We start from the raw sequence: 17,730 nt of genomic DNA on the forward strand, positions 1-17,730 counted from the left end.
CAATGCATGTTCGGAAGGGCCATGATGCAGGAATGGATGAACATTCCGTCCTCAGCGCGCTCGCGCCGCGACTGCACCAGTTCGTCGCCGTCGCCCGAGCCGAGCACATGACCCACGCCGCCGACGAGATCGGCGTGCCGCAGTCGACGCTGAGCCGGGGCATCGCGCGACTGGAGGCGGACCTGGGCGTGGCGCTCTTCGTCAGGGCCGGCCGCACCGTGCGGCTGACCAGGGAGGGCCGGACGCTGCTGCGGCACGCGGAACGGGCGCTCGGCGAGCTGGCCGACGGCACCCGCGAGATCCGCGGCGAATCCGACGCTCTGCACGGCAGGGTCGGGCTGGCCTTCCTCACGACGCTCGGCACGGCCGTCGTCCCGCGGCTGCTGCGCGACTTCCGCGCCGAGCACCCCGGCATCCGGTTCGACCTCGTGCAAGGGCCGCACGCGCTGCTGCTGGTGCAGCTGCGCGCCGGCGCGGCCGACATCGCGCTCACCTCGCCGCTGCCCGACGAGCCCGCGCTCGTCTCCGAGCCGCTCGACGAGGAGGAGCTGCGGCTCGTCGTGCCCGCCGAGCACCGGCTCGCGGCGCGCCGCGGCGGGGTCGAGCTCGCCGAGGCCGCGCGGGAGCCGTTCGTCGGGTTCCTGCCCGGCAACGGGCTGCGGCGCACCGTCGACGCGTGGTGCCGGCAAGCCGGGTTCGTCCCGCGGCTGGCGTTCGAGAGCGCCGACGTCGAGACATTGCGGGGGCTCGTCGGCGCGGGGCTCGGGGTGGCGCTGCTGCCGGTGGCACACCACCCGCACGGGCCGGGTGTGGTGGAGCTGCCCGTCACCGCGCCGCGCACGACCCGCACGATCGGGCTGGTGTGGGCGCGGGCGCGCTCGCTGACCCCGCCGGCGCTGGCGTTGCGGGAGTTCGTCAGGAGGCGCCGCCTGCTGGGCTGACTTCCCCACCGTTTTGGGTGGATGCGCGCCAAAACGGCGCGCAAGTGCACAAAACGGTGGGGAACTTCAGGCGGGCGTGCGCATGCCCGCGAAGCGGACCTGTCGGGTCGGGGTGAAGCCCATGCGCTCGTAGAGGCGGATGGCGGCGGTGTTCCGCATCGACGTGTGCAGGAACGGGCGCTCACCGCGGTCGCGGATCACCCCGATGAGCGCGCCGACGAGGCGGGTCGCGAGGTTCTGCCCCCGGTGCGCAGGGTCGGTGCACACCGCGCTGATCTCCGACCACCCGGCGGGCCGCAGCCGCTCACCGGCCATCGCGACGAGCGCGCCGCCGCGGCGGACGCCGACGTAGGTGCCCATGGCCGGGGTGCCGCTGCGGAACGGGCCGGGGCGGGTGCGCTCGACGAGGTCGAGCATCGCCGGGACGTCGTCCGGGCCGAGCACCAGCACGTCGGCGGCGGGCTCCCCGGGCTCTACGGCGGTCCCGTCGAACTGCAGGCAGTCGGTGTAGCCGGTCACCTCCCAGCCTGCCGGCGGGAGGCGGACCGGGCCGTTGATCACCACGGTCCGGCCGCGGCCGTGCAGCGCCGCGAGGTCGGCCCAGGCCGCGGCGTCCGGGTCCGTGGGGAACGCCGAGAGCGAAGTGACCTCGGCGCGGTAGCGCAGCGCGCTGCCGTGCCGCTCGGCGAAGTGGGCCTGCGGTCCGGCGAGCGCGGCCAGCGCCGGGTTCTCGAGCGGGTCGTTCACGGCAACTAGTGTCGTTCAGGTGGTGATCGACGACGAAGGGCGAACGGTTGCGACGTCCGGCACAGTGGGGCGGGTCGTGTCGATCGTCCCCTCGCTCACCGAGGCCGTCGCCGCGACGGCACTGGGGTTGCTGGTGGGCGCGACCGACTGGTGCACGCACCCCGCCGAGCTCGACGTCGTGCGGGTGAAGGGCACCAAGAACCCCGACGTCGACGCGATCGTGGCGCTCGCGCCCGACCTGGTCGTCGCCAACCAGGAGGAGAACCGCCGCCCCGACCTGGACGCGCTGCGCGCCGCCGGCCTAGCCGTCTACGTCACCGACATCCGCACGCTCGACGGCGCGTTCGACTCGCTCGCGCGGATGCTCGCCGCCTGCGGGCTCGACCGGCCGGAGTGGTTGGACGCCGCGGAACGCGAGTGGGCGGCCCTCCCGGAGCCCGCGGCGCGCCGCCGGGCAGTCGTGCCGATCTGGCGCAAGCCCTGGATGGCGGTCGGCAGCGACACCTTCACCGGGGCCGTGCTGGCCCGCCTCGGCGTCGACAACGTGCTGGAGGACGCCGAGGAGCGCTACCCCCGCTTCGACCCGGCCGAGCTGCCCCCGCACGACCTCGTCGTGCTGCCCGACGAGCCGTACCTCTTCACCGCCGACGACGGCCCGGAGGCGTTCGACGCACCCTCGGTGCTGGTGAGCGGCCGGCTGCTGACGTGGTACGGCCCAAGCCTGCTGGAAGCGGCGCGGACCCTCCCGACGGCACTCCGGTAACCCAACGCAACCACCCGCGGCGGTCGTGTGTGGTTCAGGAAAGCCACTTTCCTGTCCCCAGAGTTCAGGAAAGTGGCTTTCCTGAACTCCCCCGCGGCGCGGGTCGACGGCCAGTGGTTGCGTTGGGTGACTAGAGCTCGGCCACGTGGGCCTGCAGGAGCGCGCGGAAGGTCTGCGACTCCGCGAGCTCCTCGTCGAACACCTCGCGCACGCCGAGCATCCGGTCCACGAGCCCGCCCTGCGGCCCGGCAGCGGCGGCGCGGAGGCGGTCGGCGAGCGGGTCGTCCAGCGGCAGCGGGGTGCCGTTGACGTCCGCGCCGCGGGCCACGTAGACCATCCAGGCCGCGACGGCGAGGGCCGCCCACCGCGGCTCGGCGCCGGCGCGCAACCGCTCCCGGACCGTCCCTAGCAGCCGCACCGGCAGCTTCATCGAGCCGTCCATCGCGACCTGCGTGGTGCGGTGCTTCAACGCGGGGTTGGCGAACCGGTGCAGCACGGACCGCTGGTACTCGTCGAGGTCGAGGCCGTCGGGGCGGGTGAGCGTCGGCAGCGAGTCCTCCGCCATCAGCGCGGTCGCGGCGGCGGCCAGCCGCTCGTCGCGGACGGCCTCGGCGATCGTCGCGTAGCCGGCGAGCGCGCCCGTGTAGGCGAGCAGCGAGTGCGTCGCGTTGAGCAGCCGCAGCTTCACCGCCTCGAACGGCGCGACGTCGGCGGTCAGGGTCGCCCCCGCGCGGTGCCACGCCGGCACCGGTCCCGCGAAGTCCTTCTCGATCACCCACTGCGTGAACGGCTCCGCGACGACGAGCCCCTCGTCCCGCAGCCCGAGCAGCCGCGCAGCCTCGTCCCGGTCGGCGTCGGTCGTCGCCGGCACGATCCGGTCGACCATGCTCGACGGGAACGTGACCGAGCTGGCGATCCACTCCCGCAGCGGCTCGCCCTCGGGCGACGGCAGCGCTGCGCAGAAGTCCACCACCAGCCCGCGCACGACCTCGCCGTTGCCGACGAGGTTGTCGCAGGACAGCACGGTGATCGGGGTGCCGTGTGTGGTGGCGCGGCGCTGCAAGCCGCGCACCAGCCGTCCGATCGCGGATCCGGGCGCCGCCGCGTTCTCCAGGTCGGAGCGCACCACCGGGTCGGTCGTGTCGAGGCTGCCGTCCGCGGCGCGCCGGTAACCCTTCTCCGTGACGGTCATCGTCACCACCGCGACCGCGGCATCACCGATCCGCGCGACCACGACGTGCGGCTCCTCGACGCCCGCCACGACCTCCAGCACCGCCCCGACGACCCGCGCCGAGACGCTGGCCTGATGAGCACTGCCGGCGTCGCGCTGCAGCACGCCGTACAGGCCGTTCTGCGGCGCCAGCTGGTCGACGACCGCACGCGAGCGCTGCGTGACCCCGCAGATCCCCCACCGCGTCGAGCCGTCGGCCGCCATCGCGTCCTCGGTGTAGACGGCCTGGTGGGCGCGGTGGAAGGCGCCGATCCCCAGGTGCACGATCCCGACCGACGCGGGGTGCTGCGGCGCGCCGACGCCGGCGGCGAGCCTGCCCAACGTCGAGGCGCTCAACCTCTCGCTCACGGTTCCGGGGTCTCCTTCACTCGCGCCACGAGCTGCGTCGGGTTCACGAACCGCAGCGCGATGACCAGCAGCACCAGCATCGTCGATGTGTAGATCACGGCCATGGCGTCGATCGACTGCTGCGCCCTGATGCCGGCGGCCGACATCGAGTAATACAGCGCGACGACCAGCGTCTGCGAGTCGGGACCGGCCGTGAGGAAGGTCAGCTCGAACATCCCGACGGTGCGCACCAGCACGAGGATGGCCGCCGCGAGGATGCCCGGCACCAGCAGCGGGCCCAAGACCCGCAGGAACAGCGCGCGCACGCCCGCGCCGCACATGCGGGCCGCCGACTCGATGCTCGGGTTGATCTGCTCGATGAACGGCGTCATCGTGAGGATCACGAACGGGACGGACGGCACCAGGTTGGAGAGCACCACACCCGCGATGCCCGGCGCCAGCCCGAACTTGTAGAGCACGGTCGCCAGCGGGATGCCGTAGGTGATCGGCGGCATCAGGATTGGCAGCAGGAACGCGAACATCACCAGCCGCTTGAACGGGAACGTCCGTCTGGCCAGCACGTACGCCGCAGGCACGCCGATCAGCACCGAGATCAGCACGACGAGCAGCGAGATCTGCAACGTCACCGAAATGACGTCGAGCAGGCCGAACTCCTTCCACGCCGCGCCGTACCACTCGCCGGTGAACCCCTCCGGGAACCAGCTGTCGAACCAGCGGGTGCCGAACGAGCTGACCAGCACCGACCCGACCACACCGGCCAGGTTGAGCAGGAAGAACGCCACAGCGGCCCAGACGAGCCACGCGCCGGGGCTCGCGACCAGCCGCCGCCGGGTGGTGGTGTTCGTGCTGGTTGTGGCCGCCATCAGCCCTTGCCTCCCGTCGTGCCGGTGTAGAGCTGCGACCGGGCCAGCAGCACCACGCCGATGACGATCAGCTCGACCGCCCCCATGATCATCGCGATGGCCGAGGCGAGCGAGTAGTCGAACTTCTCGTACGCCGCCTGGTACGCCGCGAGCGAGAGCACCCGCGTCGAGCCGGCCGGGTCGCCGACCAGCACCGCCGACGGGAAGACGCTGAACGCCAGCACGAACGTCAGGCAGAACGTCGTCGCCAGACCCGGCGCGAGCAACGGCAGCGTGATCCGCAGGAACCGCTGCTTCCAGTCGGCCCCGAGCGTCGCCGCGGCCCGCTCCAGCGTCGGGTCGATGCCCGAGAGATAGGACAGGATCAGCAGGAACGCGAACGGGAACCCCGTGATGACCAGCGAGAAGAACACGCCCCAGTAGTTCTGCACGAGCTGGGGCATGTCCGCGATCCCGATCGCGCCGAGCAGCCGGTCGAACCAGCCGTTCGGCCCGAGGAAGTTGCGCAGCCCCTGCGCGGTGAGCACGGTGCCCAGCGTGATCGGCACCACGAGCAGGATCGTGAGCAGCCGCTTCCCGCGGAAGTTGCCACGCATCCGGTACGCGATCGGCACCGACGCCAGCACGTTGAGCAGTGCGGCCGGCAGCGCGAGCTTCAGCGTGATCCAGATCGTGCCGCTCTGGTAGGAGTCGCTGAAGAACGCGATGTAACTCGCGAACGGGCCGCCCTGCGCGGGCGCGAACGAGAGCTGCAGCCCGTAGAAGAACGGGTAGAGGAACAGCAGCACGACGAACAGCACGGCCGGGAGCAGCAGCAACAGCTGCCGGTCCACACCGCGTTCCGCCAGCCGGTGGCGCAGCCCGGGATCCGCCGGCGCCCGTTCGGCGGTGAGCGTCACGTGCCCGCCCCGGCTTCCACCAGCGGTTGGGCCGCGGATCCCGCGTCGGACGGGTAGAGCAGCAGGCGCTCCGGCGACACGGTGAGCCGCACCGCGTCGCCGGGCGCCAGCCGCTCCTGCGTGCGGAGGTGGAGCGCACGTCCCCCCGGCGTGCGCGCCTCCACCGCCTGCTCGCGGCCCTGGTACTCCACGACCTCGACCACGGCCTCGAGGCCCGCTCCGGTCGTGACCCGCAGGTCGTCCGGCCGGACGGCGGCCTTCACGGTCGCGCCTGTGGAGATGCCCGCCGTGACACCCGCCGACCCGCCCGCAACGGTCCCGGTCAGCCGGGTGCCGTCGAACTCCACCTCGGCCTCGGTGCCCGTCGCGCCGACGACCCGCGCGTCGACGATGTTGCGGAAGCCCATGAAGTCGGCGACGTGCCAGTTCACCGGCCGGGAGTGCAGCTCCTCGGGCGTGCCGATCTGCTGCACCCGGCCCTCGCGCAGCACGACGAGCCGGTCGGCGAGCGAGAGCGCCTCCTCCTGGTCGTGCGTGACGTACACGGTGGTGAGCCCGAGCGACTGGTGCAGCCTGCGGATCTCGGTGCGCATCTCCAGCCGCAGCTTCGCGTCGAGGTTCGACAGCGGCTCGTCCATCAGCACCAGCGACGGCTCCAGCACGACGGCCCGCGCGATCGCAACCCGCTGCTGCTGCCCGCCGGAGAGCTGGCCGGGCAGCTTCCCGGCGTGGTCCTCCAGCTGGACGAGCTTGATCCCGGCGTCCGTGCGGCGCTTCACCTCGCCGCGCGGCAACCGCTGCATCTGCAGGCCGAACGCGATGTTGCGCCGCACCGACATGTGCGGGAAGAGCGCGTAGCTCTGGAACACCATGCCGAAGCCGCGCTTCTCCGGTGGAAGCGTGTCGATCCGGCGCTCGTCCATCCACACCGAACCCGCCGTCAGCGGCAGCAGCCCCGCCAGGCAGTTCAGCGCCGTGGACTTGCCGCACCCCGAGGGGCCGAGCAGCGCGATGAACTCGCCGGACCGGATCGTCAGGTCGAGGTCGACCAGCGCATCCTTCCCGGCGAACCGCCGCCCGACCCCGTCGAGCCGCAGCTCGGAGAACGAACTCACCGCTCGACCTCGCTGACGCTCGGCCGGCGCTTCGCGCGAGCCCTGTACTGATGGTTCGCTCGCTGACACTCACTCACCCGGTCGCCCCGATCTCGCGGTCCCACCGGTCGAACGCCGCGACGATGTCCTTGGTCGCGAGCGGCGTCGTCGTCGGGTTGTTCGCGATCAGCGCGTCGTACTCGGGGCGGCCGTACTGGGCGATCACCTGCTGGCTCTCCGGCGGCGCCATCTGCAGGGTCACGTCCTTGATCGCCGGACCCGGGTAGAAGTAGCCCTTGTCGTAGGCCTTGGCCTGCTGGTCGGGGGTCAGCATGTAGGCGATCAGCGCGAGCACCGCGGCCTGCTTGTCGGCGGAGGCGCCCTTCGGGATCACGGCGTAGTGCGCGTCGGTGACCCACGTGAAGCCCTCGAACGCGTTGACCTTGTAGTTCGGCGGGACGGTCCCGATGGCGCGGCCGTTGATGTCCCACCCGGTCGTCGACAGGATGATGTCGTACGTCCCGTTGGCCAGGTTCTTCATCGTGTCGGTCGTGCCGCTGGGGTAGCTGGTGATCGTCTTGTCCAGGTCGGCGAGGAACTTCCAGGTCTTCTCCCAGCCGTTGACCGGGTCCTTCGGGTTGCTGTCCTTGAGGATGTAGGGCAGCCCCATCAGGAACGTGCGGCCGGGCCCGGAGTTGGCCGGGCGCGCGTAGCCGACCTTCCCGGGGTGCGCCTGCGCGTAGGCCAGCAGCTCGGCGGGCGTCGACGGCGGGTCGGGCACGCGGTCCGGCGCGTACTCGATGAGCGGACCCGACGGGTAGTAGGTGACCACCACACCCTGGTTGGACGCGAGCTCCTGCATGGCCGCGGCCGGCTGCAGGTAGTTCTTCATGCCGTCCAGGCGCGCCGCGAACTGCGGCAGCAGCGGCGTGAACAGGCCCTGCTCGATGCCGGCCGAGAGGCCGTCGGTGCCGGTCAGCACCATGTCGATGCCGAGTCGCCCGGCGTCCTGCTGCGCCTTGATCTTGCCGGCCATCTCGGGAGCGGTGGCCTTCTCGGTGGTCACCTTGGAGACGATGTCGGGGTTCTTCGCGACGAAGTCGTCGATCATCCCCTGCGTCAGCTGCAGGTTGCCCGCGATGTCGAGGATGTTGAGCGTGACGGGCTGGCTGGGCTTCGCCGGCACGTCGGTCGCCGGCGTCTGGCTCCCGCCACCCGGTGCCGTCGGTGCACCGCAGGCGGCCACCATCAGCAGCGCGGAAACACCTCCCGCCACCAGTGCGGTCCGCCAGCGCGGCCCCGGCTTCAACGTCGTCGTCATCGACTCGGTTCCCTTCATGAGTGACCGTCCGCCGGCCGGTCGGAGGCACGCGCGACGCCGGTGGTGGCGCGCACGATCAGCTGGGTGGGTAGCTCTCGGTGCAGTGCGCTTGCGGCGCCGCCCTCCGCGAGGACGGAGAGCAGCAGGCCGACCGTCGCGCGGCCGGCCTCGTGCTTGGGAACGGCGACCGTGGTCAGCGCCGGGTGGGTCATCGACGACATGCCGATGTCGTCGCAGCCGACCACGCTCATCCCCTCGGGGACGGCGACGCCACGCGCGCTCAGCCTGCTCATCAGGCCGAGCGCGACGACGTCGTTGTAGGCGATCACCGCGGTCGCGCCGGAGGCGATCACCAGGTCGGCGGCCGCCACCCCGCCGTCGAACTGCGGCGGGAAGTACCCGAGGTGCGCAAGATCGGTGCCCGTGTCGGCGATCGAGCGGTGCAGGCCACGTTCCCGCTCGCTGTTGGACCACGACGTGCGCGGGCCGGCGACGTAGGCGATGCGGCGGTGGCCGAGCGCTGCGAGGTGCTCGACGGCCTGCCGCATCCCGTCGGCGTTGTCGACCGTCACGCTCGGCCGGTCACCGACCCTGCGGTTCATCAAGGCGACGGGGGTGCCCGGGCCGACCGCTTCGAGCTCGTCGTCGGGCGCGCGCGGCGAGCACAGGATGATGCCGTCGACCTGCTTGGACAGCGCCCGCAACAGCCCGATCTCCGACTCCGACTCCTCGTCGGTGTCGGCGATGAACACCGAGTAGTCGGCCGCCCGCGCAGCGCCCTGCACGCCCTTCACGACGGCGGAGAAGAACGGGTTGGCGATGTCGGGCACGATCAGCCCGAGGTTGCCGGTGCGCCCGGTGATCAGGCCGCGGGCGGCGCGGTTGGGCTCGTAGCCGAGCCGGCGCGCCACGGAGACCACGCGCGCGCGGGTTTCGGGGTTGACCAGCTCAGGGGTGGACAGTGCGCGCGACACGGTCGACTGTGAGACCTGTGCCGCTTGCGCGACATCCCTGATCGTGGCTGCCACGGCGTCCTTCCGTCCACGCTCCTACCCGGGTGGCGAGAGTCTGAAACCGTTTGCGGTTCACGTCAAGACCCAGCGTCTTGCGCTGTGATGCTTCGTGTTGCAATCCTTTTCATAACTGACGTTGGAGGTCGAATGCGTCCCTTGCTGCTCGACGACGATCGGGCGCTGCCCGCCGACCCTGCGACGCGTGCGGTCGCGCGCACGCTCTACCAGGAGGTCCGCGACCTGCCGCTGGTGTGCATGCACGGCCACGTCGACGCCGCCGTGCTCGCGCAGGACCGGCCGTTCGGCGACCCGGCGAGCCTGTTCGTGGTGCCCGACCACTACCTGCTGCGCATGCTGGTGTCCCAGGGCGCCGACCTGCGCGAGCTCGGGGTGCCGTCGACGCGCGGCGGGGCCGTCGAGACCGATCCGCGGGAGATCTGGCGGCGCTTCTGCTCGGGATGGCACCTCTTCCGCGGCACCCCGACGCGGTACTGGATCGAGCACGAGCTCGCCGACGTCTTCGGCGTGACGGTGCACCCGAGCGCCGAGACCGCCGACGCCTTGTACGACCACCTCGCCGAGCAGCTCGCGAAGCCCGACTTCCTGCCGAAGGCGCTCTTCGAGCGCTTCAACATCGAGGTGCTGGCCACCACCGACTCGCCGCTCTCGACGCTGCCCGACCACGCGGTGCTGCGCGAGCAGGGCTGGGGCGAGAAGGTCATCCCGACGTTCCGGCCCGACGCGCTGCTGCACGTCGACCACGAGCACTGGCGCGCGGAGATCGAGCAGCTCGCGGAGCTGAGCGGCGTGGACACCGGGACGTACGCGGGCTTCCTCGACGCGTTGCGGGCGCGGCGGCGCACGTTTGTCGAGGCCGGGGCGCTCGCGACCGACCACGGCCACCTCGGCGCCGACACCACTCCCCTGTCGGACGAGGAGGCGGCCCGTGTCTACGCGGCGGCGCTCGCCGGCGACGTCGTGGCGTCCGACGCGGCGGCGTTCTCGGGGCACATGCTGCACGAGATGGCCAGGATGAGCTGCGAGGACGGGCTCGTCATGCAGCTGCACCCCGGCGTGCTGCGCAACCACGACAGCGACGCGCACGCCCAGTTCGGCCCCGACCGCGGCTTCGACATCCCCGTGGCCGCCGAGTTCACCCGCAACCTGCGGCCCGTGCTCGAGTCGTTCGGACGCGACCCGCGCTTCCGCCTGATCGTCTTCACCGTCGACGAGACGATCTACGCGCGCGAGCTGGCCCCGCTCGCGGGGGTGTACCCGGCGATGCGCCTCGGGGCGCCGTGGTGGTTCCTCGACACCCCCGACGGCATGCGCCGCTTCCGGGAGGCGATCACCGACACCGCCGGCTTCTACAACACGACCGGCTTCGTCGACGACACCCGCGCGTTCGTCTCCATCCCCGCCCGCCACGACCTCGCCCGCCGCATCGACGCCGGCTTCCTCGCCCGCCTCGTCGGCGAGCACCGCCTCCCGATGGACGAGGCGGTCGAAACAATCCGCGACCTGACCTACACGCTGCCGAAGGAGAGCTACCGGCGGCGGTGACGCCGGGACGCGTGCCGTCCCCCACGCGAGGGCAGGAAAGCCACTTTCCTGCCCTCACAGGGCCGGAAAGCCACTTTCCTGCCCTCCCCCAGCCCGACGCTGGCCGTGCCGGGTTAGATGATCGCCGTCGGCGGCATCGTCCGGCCCTGCCTGCGCAGGGCGGTGAACGTGTCGATGCCCAGCGCGTGCAGCGTGGTCGCCTGCCAGCGGTCGCTGATGTCCTGCCAGACGGCGAACACCTGGGTGCCGATGTCCTCGGTGACGGCGTCGAAGGCGCCGTAGAGCTGGGCGGCCTGCGTGAAGTCGCCGCGCTGGGCGGCGACGTCGGCGACGTGGACGAGCTGGTGGGCCATGCCCCACGTGTCGCGGAGCTCGGTGAAGAGGGCGAGCGACCGGTGCAGCAGCGGGGTGGCCCGTTGCGGATCGTCCAGCAGCGCGGCGGTCCGTCCGGCCATCCCGAGCGTGACGGCGAGCGGCCAGGGCGCGCCGCGCGCTTCGACGAGCGGCAGCTGCGCCGTGAAGTCCGCGTCGACGGCGGCGACGTCGCCGCGCAGCAGCCCGATGTGCGCGTCGACGATCACGGCGCAGGACTCGGCGTGCGGGTCGGCGGAGGCCTGACGGGCCTGCGCCACCAGGGCCGCGGCGCGGTCGGCGGCGGCCCGGTAGGACTCGGCGGTCGCCTGCCAGATCAGGGCCCACGCCCGCTCGGTGGAGTCGTCCGCGATGGCGGCGGCCGCGGCGCAGTGCTCGGCCGCCTCGGCGAGCGCCCCGCGCGGGAGGGCGGTGCAGCCCGCGACGAGGTGCAGCCGGGAACGCGTCGTCGCGGAGAGCTGCGGATCCCGCAGCGCTGTCGTGGCGAGCTCGTGCAGGTCGTGCAGGTGCCCGCGGACGACCCACAGCAGCCAGCCCCTGTGCGCAGCTGCGGCGAGCCGGTCGACGTCACCACGGCGCAGCAGGTGCCGCAGCGCAGCGATGATGTTCGGCTGGTCGTGGGCGAGCTCGTCGAGCGTCTCGGCGCAGTCCGGGCTCCACAGCTGCGGGGCGGCCGCCTCGAGCAACCCGGTGGTGACCTCGGCGTGCCGGTCGCGCGCGGCGTCCAGCGTGCCGGCGTTCGCAGCCTCGTCGAGCATGAAAGCCCGCACGGTCTCCAGCATCCCGAACCGGGGCTGCGCAACCGGCGCCCGGACGATCAGGCTGTGCTCGATCAGGCCGTGGTGCTGCGCGAGGACGGCGTCGGGATCGCCCCCGATCATGGCCGCAGCCGCGTCGAGCGACCAGCTGCCGATGAACACCCCCGCGGCGCGCAGCAGCTCGCGCTCGGCGTCGGTGACCAGCTCGACGCTCCAGCGCACGGTGTCGCGCACGGTCTGCTGGCGCGGTTCCAGGTCGCGGGGGCCGCGCAGCGCCGTCACCGCGTCGAGCCGGGCGAGCTGCTGGGCCGGGCTCAGCAGGCGGGTCGCCGCGGCGGCGAGCTCGATCGCCAGCGGCAACCGGTCGAGCCGGCGGCACAGCTCGTCCACGAGCTCGGGGTCGTCGACGACGGCCTGCCCGGTCGCCGCCTCCGCCCGGGCGAGGAACAGCTCCGCGGCATCGGTGGCGGCGAGGCCGTCGAGCCGGTGGACGGCCTCACCGGCGATGCGCAGGGGTGCCCGGCTCGTCGCCAGCAGTGTCAGGCGCGTGGTGGCGGCGAGCAGGTCGGCCAGGTCGGGCGCGCAATCGACCACGTGCTCGACGTTGTCCAGCACCAGCAGGAGGTGGCGACGGCGCAGGTGGGCGGCAAGTGCGTCGCGGGTGCCGCGCTGCCTGGCCTCGGTCAGCCCGAGCGCGGTGGCGATCGCGGCCAGCACGTCGCCGGGACGCGTGACCCGCGACAGCGCGACGAACACGACCCCGTCGGCGTGATCGGCGGCGCACCGGGCCGCGATGTCCACCGCCGCGCGGGTCTTGCCGACCCCACCCGGCCCCGTGATCGTCACCAGCCGGGAGCGGGTGAGCAGATCGGTCACTCGCCCTACGTCGTCGACGCGGCCCAGCATCGGGTTCGCCGGCGCCGGCAGCGACGCGAGCGGGGCGCGCGTGGGGATCGCCTCGTCCCATTCGCGGCGCTCGTCCGGCGGCACACCCAGCGCGGCCGCGAGCGCGTCGCGGGTGTGGCGGTACGGGCGTTTGCGCGTACCGCGCTCGAGGGCGCTGACGGCGTCGACGCTGAGCTCGGCCCGTTCGGCCAGCTCCTCCTGCGTGAGGCCGGCCCGCTCACGCAGCTCGCGCAGCCGCTCCCCGAACGCCTCTCGCACAGTTCGAAGTGTCCGGGACGCTGTCGGTGTTGCCGCACCCGCCCCACCGGCACGCTCCCGACGTCACCATCGTCGAACACCCTGGAGCACCCGATGGCCCGATCCGACCTCGACATCGTCCGCGACCTGTACGCGGCGTTCGCGCGCCGCGACCTGGACACGATCCGCGCAGCGATCCACCCCGCCTTCGTGATGGAGCAGAGCGCGGCGCTGCCGTGGGGCGGCACCCGCCGCGGCCCCGACGGGTTCTTCGCGTTCCTCGGCAGCCTGCTCACCCACCTCGACCCCGCCGTCGAGACCGAGCAGCTCTACGACTCCGGCCAGCACATCGTCCAGATCGGCCACACCCGCGGGACCGTGCACGCCACCGGCGCCCCGTTCCACGTCCGCGAGATCCACATCTGGCAGCTCGAAGACGGGAAGCTGCGCTCCTACCACGTCCACGTCGACGTCGAGGCCATGCAAGCGGCGCTGGACGCGCCGGCCGCATGACCCTCGGGATCACGGTGCTCGGCCCGACCGTCATCCGGGCGGCAGGGCTGCGGATCGACCTCGCGCGATCGATGGAGCGTGCGCTGCTCGTGCGGCTCGCCGTCGCGGGCGGGCACCCCGTGCTCGACGGCGACCTGCACCGCGACCTGTGGACCCGGCCCGGCCGGAGCGAGCCCGCCCGGCTGCGGGTGCTGGTCTCCCGCACGCGCGCGTCACTCGGCCCGCACGGACACCACCTCGAACGCGCCTGCGGCGGCTACCGCCTCGCGGGCGAGGCGACCGACCTCTGCAGCGTCCGAACCCTCACCCGGTACGCCGACGCCGCGGCCCGGCACGGCCGGCCGGACGAGGTCGTCGCCGCCACCACGGCCGCGCTCGACCACTGGACGGGACCGGCGCTGGCCGACCTGCGCACCTTCCCGTTCGCCGAGGCCGAGGGCCGTCGCCTCGACGAGCACCACCTCGACCTCACCATCCGCCGGCTCGACGCCCAGCTCCACCTCGACGCCGCCCAGGCCCCGGTCGGCGAGCTGGGCGCGCTCGCCACCAGACACCCCCAGCACGAACACATCCGCTCCCTGCTCGCGCACGCCCTCTACCGTGCGGGCCGGCAGGCCGACGCGCTCCACGAGCTCGCGCAACTCCGCCGCCACCTGGCCGAAACGCTCGGCCTCGACCCGACCCCCTCCGTCGCGGCGATGGAGGTGCGCATGCTCCGCCACGACCCCACCCTCGCCGCCGCATCGGTGCGGCGGGCGGGGTGAGCTGGACGACGGGATGTGTGCGCGACGCACGCGTTGCCAGGAAAGCCACTTTCCTGGCGCCGCAGGACAGGAAAGCCACTTTCCTGGCACCCCCCGACTACCCGCCCGCACCCGGCCGGCGGTCGGGTGCGACCGGGCATGACCGCGCAGACCTGGATGTGTCCTCGCAGACCTGAGTGCGTCGTCGCAGACCGCCCACGCTCTGCGAGGACACAACGAGCTCTGCGAGGACGCCACACCCGAGCTCGAACCACCCACGGGCCGGTGGCTGGGCGGGCGTGGGAGGGCAGGAAAGCCACTTTCCTGCCCTGTGAGGGCCGGAAACTGGCTTTCCTGCCCTCCCGTCACCACGGGAGCGCCGTTCGTTCAGCCGCCGGCGCGGGTGAGGAGAGTCTGTATCACGAACTCGGCGGCCGTACGCGCCTTCTTGCACGCCACCTCGCGAATCATCGGCAGGTTGCCGAGGTAGTCGTACGAGACCTGGATGGTCCGGCCCGCGGCGACGTCGAGAAAGATCTGGCAGGTTTCCTCGCGTGGGGCGTAGAGGGTCTGCGTCTCGACTGCCGGAAAGCCGGCCACACGGATGACGTCCGCCCCGAGCGGGTTGCGCAGCATGACTTCCGCGCCGTACGCGATGTGGATCTCCACGACGTATCCCTCCCTCGGCTCATCGGGCGTGTGTCTCCATTGGCACGTTCTCCTGCCATCCCGCCGCGGCTCCCGATTCGCCGATATACCGACGTCGAGCTGGATGAGCTGCTCGTCGGCCAACAGGGAGCACGGATCGAGGCCGTCGATCACGATGTCGCCCGGCCGCGGCGGTAAGGACGCGCCCCCTGGGCTGTGGGCTGTGGGCACGCCGACGACGGGCGCCGGCGAACAGGAGCTGACGATCAACGCTGCCGCCACGACAGCGAACGTCGGGATTGCACGTGCCCTCATCCACGCGGCCGGTAGGAGTTGGCGATCTCATCGTCCGTGTAGCCGTAGAACCTCGCGGTTTCGTCTAACGCACTCGCCGCCTCACGGAGATCGCTGTTGTACTGCTTGCATCCTTCGAACAGTGCTTCGATGCGCTCATTGAATGCGGCCTGCGCATCCCGGGAAACTGGATCACCACCGCAAAGACCGATTCCAGGGTTGTTGTTTCGCGCGTTGGTGAGGACGTCGTCCAGCCGATCCGCCTCCGCCATCAGCACCGCGCGTGCCTTCAGCACGTTGTCGCGGTTGACCTGCATCGCCACCGACGCCACGGCAGCATCGAGCTTGGGCCGGAAAGGCCCGGGTGAGTCAGCCATGCCGAGGAGGATAGAACTCGACCACGGCCCGCCGGGCCGTTTCGGAGAAACCCGTAAAGAGGCCCTGAAAGGATCCCTATGGCTGTTTTCCGAATTCCGCCGAGGCCACCGTCCAGGCCCGCGCCTGTTCCGAGATCGTCACGCCGATGCCGGGTCGGTCGGGGACGAGCATGCGGCCGTCGCTGATCTGCAGGCTCTCGTCGAAGAGCGGTTCGAGCCACTCGAAGTGCTCCACCCACGGCTCCAGGCCGTACGCCGCGGCCAGGTGCAGGTGTATCTCCATGGCGAAGTGCGGCGCGAGCTGCAGGCGGTGGTGCTCGGCGAGGGCGGCGAGGCGCAGGAACGGGGTGATGCCGCCGATCCTCGGCGCGTCGGGCTGCACGACGTCGGCGGCGCCCGCCCTGATCAGCTCCCAGTGCTCTGCGACGCTCGTGAGCATCTCGCCGGTCGCGATCGGGGTGTCCAGCGCGCGGGCGAGGGCGGCGTGCCCCTCGGCGTCGTACGCGTCGAGCGGCTCCTCGATCCAGGTCAGGTCGAGGTCCTCGAACGCGCGGCCCATCCGCAGGGCGCTGCGCCGGTCCCACTGCTGGTTCGCGTCGACCATGAGCGGCACGCCGTCGCCGAGGTGCGAGCGCACCGCCGTCACCCGCGCGAGGTCGACGGCCGCGTCCGGGTGCCCCACCTTGATCTTGATGCCGCCGATGCCGCGCTTCAGCGACTCCGTCGCGTTCTCCAGCACCTCCTCGATCGGCGTGTGCAGGAACCCGCCGGAGGTGTTGTAGCAGCGCACGGAATCGCGGTGCGCCCCGAGCAGCTTCGCGAGCGACAGCCCGGCCCGTTTCGCCTTCAGGTCCCACAGCGCGACGTCGATCGCGGCGATCGCCTGCGTCGCGAGCCCGCTGCGGCCCACCGACGCCCCCGCCCACAGCAGCTTCTCGACGATCCGCGCGATGTCGCTGGCGTCCTCACCGATCAGGTCGGGCGCGATCTCGACGGCGTGCGCGTACTGTCCCGGCCCGCCGGCCCGCTTCGAGTAGCCGAACCCGACGCCGCTGTGCCCGCCTTCGGTGACGATCTCGGCGAAGAGGAACGCGATCTCCGTCATCGGCCGCTGCCGGCCCGTCAGCACCTTGGCGTCGCTGATCGGCGTGCTCAGCGGCAGCGTCACCGACGACAGCCGGACCCACACGATCGCCCCGTCGGTCACCCTCAGATCCCCGTGAAGTCGACGGGCGCGGCCAGGTCGACCGGCGCCATCTGCTCGATCGCGAGCCGCGTCTGCTCCATCGCGGCGATGATCTCCCGCTCGCGACCGTCCCGCAGGCGCGTCACCGGCACCGAGCAGCTGATCGCGTCGGCGGCAGGGCTCGCGTACCGCAGTGGCAGCCCGAAGCACACGACGCCGACGTAGTTCTCCTCGTTGTCGATCGAGTAGCCGCGCTCCCGCGTCCGCCGGAGGTCGGCGACCAGCGCTTCCTTCTCGATGATCGTGTTCGGGGTGAGCGGGGTCAGCTGATCGGGCAGGTGCGGGTCGATCGCCCCCAACCGCTCGGCGAGCAGCGCCTTGCCCATCGACGTGCTGAACGCCGGCAGCGTGCGCCCGACCCGGCTGAAGGGCCGCATGTACTGCGTCGATTCCTTCGTGGCCAGGTAGACGATGTCGACGCGGTCGAGCCGGCCGAAGTGGATCGTCTCGCCGAGCGCGGCGCCGAGCTCGTTGATGTGCGGCGCGGCGATGCGCACGTACGGGTCGGTGTCGAGGTAGGTCGTGCCGGCGAGCAGCGCCCTGATCCCGATGCTGTACTGCGTGCCGGTCGGGTCGGTGCGCACCCAGCCGCGCTCCACGAGCGTCCGGATGAGCGCGTAGATGCTGCTGCGCGGCGCCCCGAGGCCCTCGCTCAGCTCACGCAGCCGCGCGGGACGATTCTGCCGGGACGCGAGCAGCTCCAGCAGCTCGACGGTGCGCGCCGCGGATTTCACCTCACGCACGCCCGGCAGCCGGTCGGCACCGCTCTCTACGTCCAGGTCTTCAGGCTCGGCCACGCTTGACAGCATAGCAACACATGCTTAGCGTCCAGATTCACACGTAGATGCTGTCT

The 17,730-nt window shown here is 72.0% G+C and carries 17 protein-coding genes; 5 read left to right on the forward strand and 12 right to left on the reverse strand.

The window, feature by feature from the left end; genetic code table 11:
• Positions 1-32: 32 nt before the first annotated feature.
• A complete protein-coding gene (locus LL648_RS13060; RefSeq protein ID WP_232662796.1) occupies positions 33-941 on the forward strand; it encodes a LysR substrate-binding domain-containing protein in 909 nt (302 codons plus the stop codon).
• A 66-nt stretch (positions 942-1,007) separates the two neighbouring features.
• On the opposite strand, the gene LL648_RS13065 is transcribed toward LL648_RS13060, so the two are convergent.
• The gene (locus LL648_RS13065; RefSeq protein ID WP_232662797.1) at positions 1,008-1,688 is read right to left on the reverse strand and encodes a GNAT family N-acetyltransferase; all 681 of its coding nucleotides are present in this window, start codon (positions 1,686-1,688) and stop codon (positions 1,008-1,010) included.
• Positions 1,689-1,707: 19 nt separating this feature from the next.
• Here LL648_RS13065 and LL648_RS13070 point away from each other — a divergent pair, with 19 nt between their 5' ends.
• A complete protein-coding gene (locus LL648_RS13070) occupies positions 1,708-2,451 on the forward strand; it encodes a helical backbone metal receptor (protein ID WP_232662798.1) in 744 nt (247 codons plus the stop codon).
• 130 nt (positions 2,452-2,581) lie between these two features.
• On the opposite strand, the gene LL648_RS13075 is transcribed toward LL648_RS13070, so the two are convergent.
• From LL648_RS13075 to LL648_RS13100, 6 genes are all read right to left on the reverse strand, one after another.
• Positions 2,582-4,030 (reverse strand): mannitol dehydrogenase family protein, encoded by a 1,449-nt coding sequence (locus LL648_RS13075; protein ID WP_232662799.1) that lies wholly within the window; start codon positions 4,028-4,030, stop codon positions 2,582-2,584.
• Positions 4,027-4,893, reverse strand: coding sequence for an ABC transporter permease (locus tag LL648_RS13080; protein WP_232662800.1), 867 nt, complete (start codon positions 4,891-4,893; stop codon positions 4,027-4,029). Before LL648_RS13080 ends, LL648_RS13075 begins: the two co-directional genes overlap by 4 nt.
• A complete protein-coding gene (locus LL648_RS13085; protein WP_232662801.1) occupies positions 4,893-5,792 on the reverse strand; it encodes an ABC transporter permease in 900 nt (299 codons plus the stop codon). Before LL648_RS13085 ends, LL648_RS13080 begins: the two co-directional genes overlap by 1 nt.
• A complete protein-coding gene (locus tag LL648_RS13090; protein ID WP_232662802.1) occupies positions 5,789-6,907 on the reverse strand; it encodes an ABC transporter ATP-binding protein in 1,119 nt (372 codons plus the stop codon). The genes LL648_RS13085 and LL648_RS13090 overlap by 4 nt, the downstream gene beginning before the upstream one ends.
• Before the next feature lie 73 nt (positions 6,908-6,980).
• Entirely contained in the window at positions 6,981-8,225 is a 1,245-nt protein-coding gene (locus LL648_RS13095; RefSeq protein ID WP_232662803.1) for an ABC transporter substrate-binding protein, read from the reverse strand.
• Complete coding sequence (locus tag LL648_RS13100) at positions 8,222-9,235, reverse strand: LacI family DNA-binding transcriptional regulator (protein ID WP_374112036.1); 1,014 nt, start codon at positions 9,233-9,235, stop codon at positions 8,222-8,224. Before LL648_RS13100 ends, LL648_RS13095 begins: the two co-directional genes overlap by 4 nt.
• Positions 9,236-9,367: 132 nt before the next feature.
• On the opposite strand from LL648_RS13100, the gene uxaC reads away from it, so the two are divergent.
• Positions 9,368-10,783: a glucuronate isomerase gene (gene uxaC / locus LL648_RS13105; RefSeq protein ID WP_232662805.1), complete on the forward strand. Its 1,416-nt coding sequence runs from the start codon at positions 9,368-9,370 to the stop codon at positions 10,781-10,783.
• Positions 10,784-10,896: 113 nt separating this feature from the next.
• Here uxaC and LL648_RS13110 read toward each other — a convergent pair whose 3' ends face one another.
• Positions 10,897-13,077 carry an ATP-binding protein gene (locus LL648_RS13110; protein WP_232662806.1) on the reverse strand — a complete coding sequence of 727 codons (2,181 nt, stop codon included), beginning with the start codon at positions 13,075-13,077 and terminating at the stop codon, positions 10,897-10,899.
• 93 nt (positions 13,078-13,170) lie between these two features.
• Between LL648_RS13110 and LL648_RS13115 the strand changes: the two genes are divergently transcribed.
• Both LL648_RS13115 and LL648_RS13120 read left to right on the forward strand, forming a co-directional pair.
• Complete coding sequence (locus tag LL648_RS13115) at positions 13,171-13,569, forward strand: nuclear transport factor 2 family protein (RefSeq protein WP_232662807.1); 399 nt, start codon at positions 13,171-13,173, stop codon at positions 13,567-13,569.
• Entirely contained in the window at positions 13,566-14,333 is a 768-nt protein-coding gene (locus tag LL648_RS13120) for an AfsR/SARP family transcriptional regulator (RefSeq protein ID WP_232662808.1), read from the forward strand. Before LL648_RS13115 ends, LL648_RS13120 begins: the two co-directional genes overlap by 4 nt.
• Before the next feature lie 366 nt (positions 14,334-14,699).
• Here LL648_RS13120 and LL648_RS13125 read toward each other — a convergent pair whose 3' ends face one another.
• From LL648_RS13125 to LL648_RS13140, 4 genes are all read right to left on the reverse strand, one after another.
• Positions 14,700-15,275: a DUF3558 domain-containing protein gene (locus tag LL648_RS13125; protein ID WP_232662809.1), complete on the reverse strand. Its 576-nt coding sequence runs from the start codon at positions 15,273-15,275 to the stop codon at positions 14,700-14,702.
• Positions 15,272-15,631, reverse strand: coding sequence for a hypothetical protein (locus LL648_RS13130; protein WP_232662810.1), 360 nt, complete (start codon positions 15,629-15,631; stop codon positions 15,272-15,274). The genes LL648_RS13125 and LL648_RS13130 overlap by 4 nt, the downstream gene beginning before the upstream one ends.
• A gap of 76 nt (positions 15,632-15,707) precedes the next feature.
• Complete coding sequence (locus LL648_RS13135; protein WP_232662811.1) at positions 15,708-16,838, reverse strand: L-talarate/galactarate dehydratase; 1,131 nt, start codon at positions 16,836-16,838, stop codon at positions 15,708-15,710.
• Positions 16,839-16,840: 2 nt separating this feature from the next.
• Complete coding sequence (locus tag LL648_RS13140; RefSeq protein WP_232662812.1) at positions 16,841-17,674, reverse strand: IclR family transcriptional regulator; 834 nt, start codon at positions 17,672-17,674, stop codon at positions 16,841-16,843.
• Positions 17,675-17,730: the final 56 nt, after the last annotated feature.

This window comes from Pseudonocardia sp. TRM90224, assembly GCF_021245725.1.
GTDB lineage: Bacteria > Actinomycetota > Actinomycetes > Mycobacteriales > Pseudonocardiaceae > Pseudonocardia.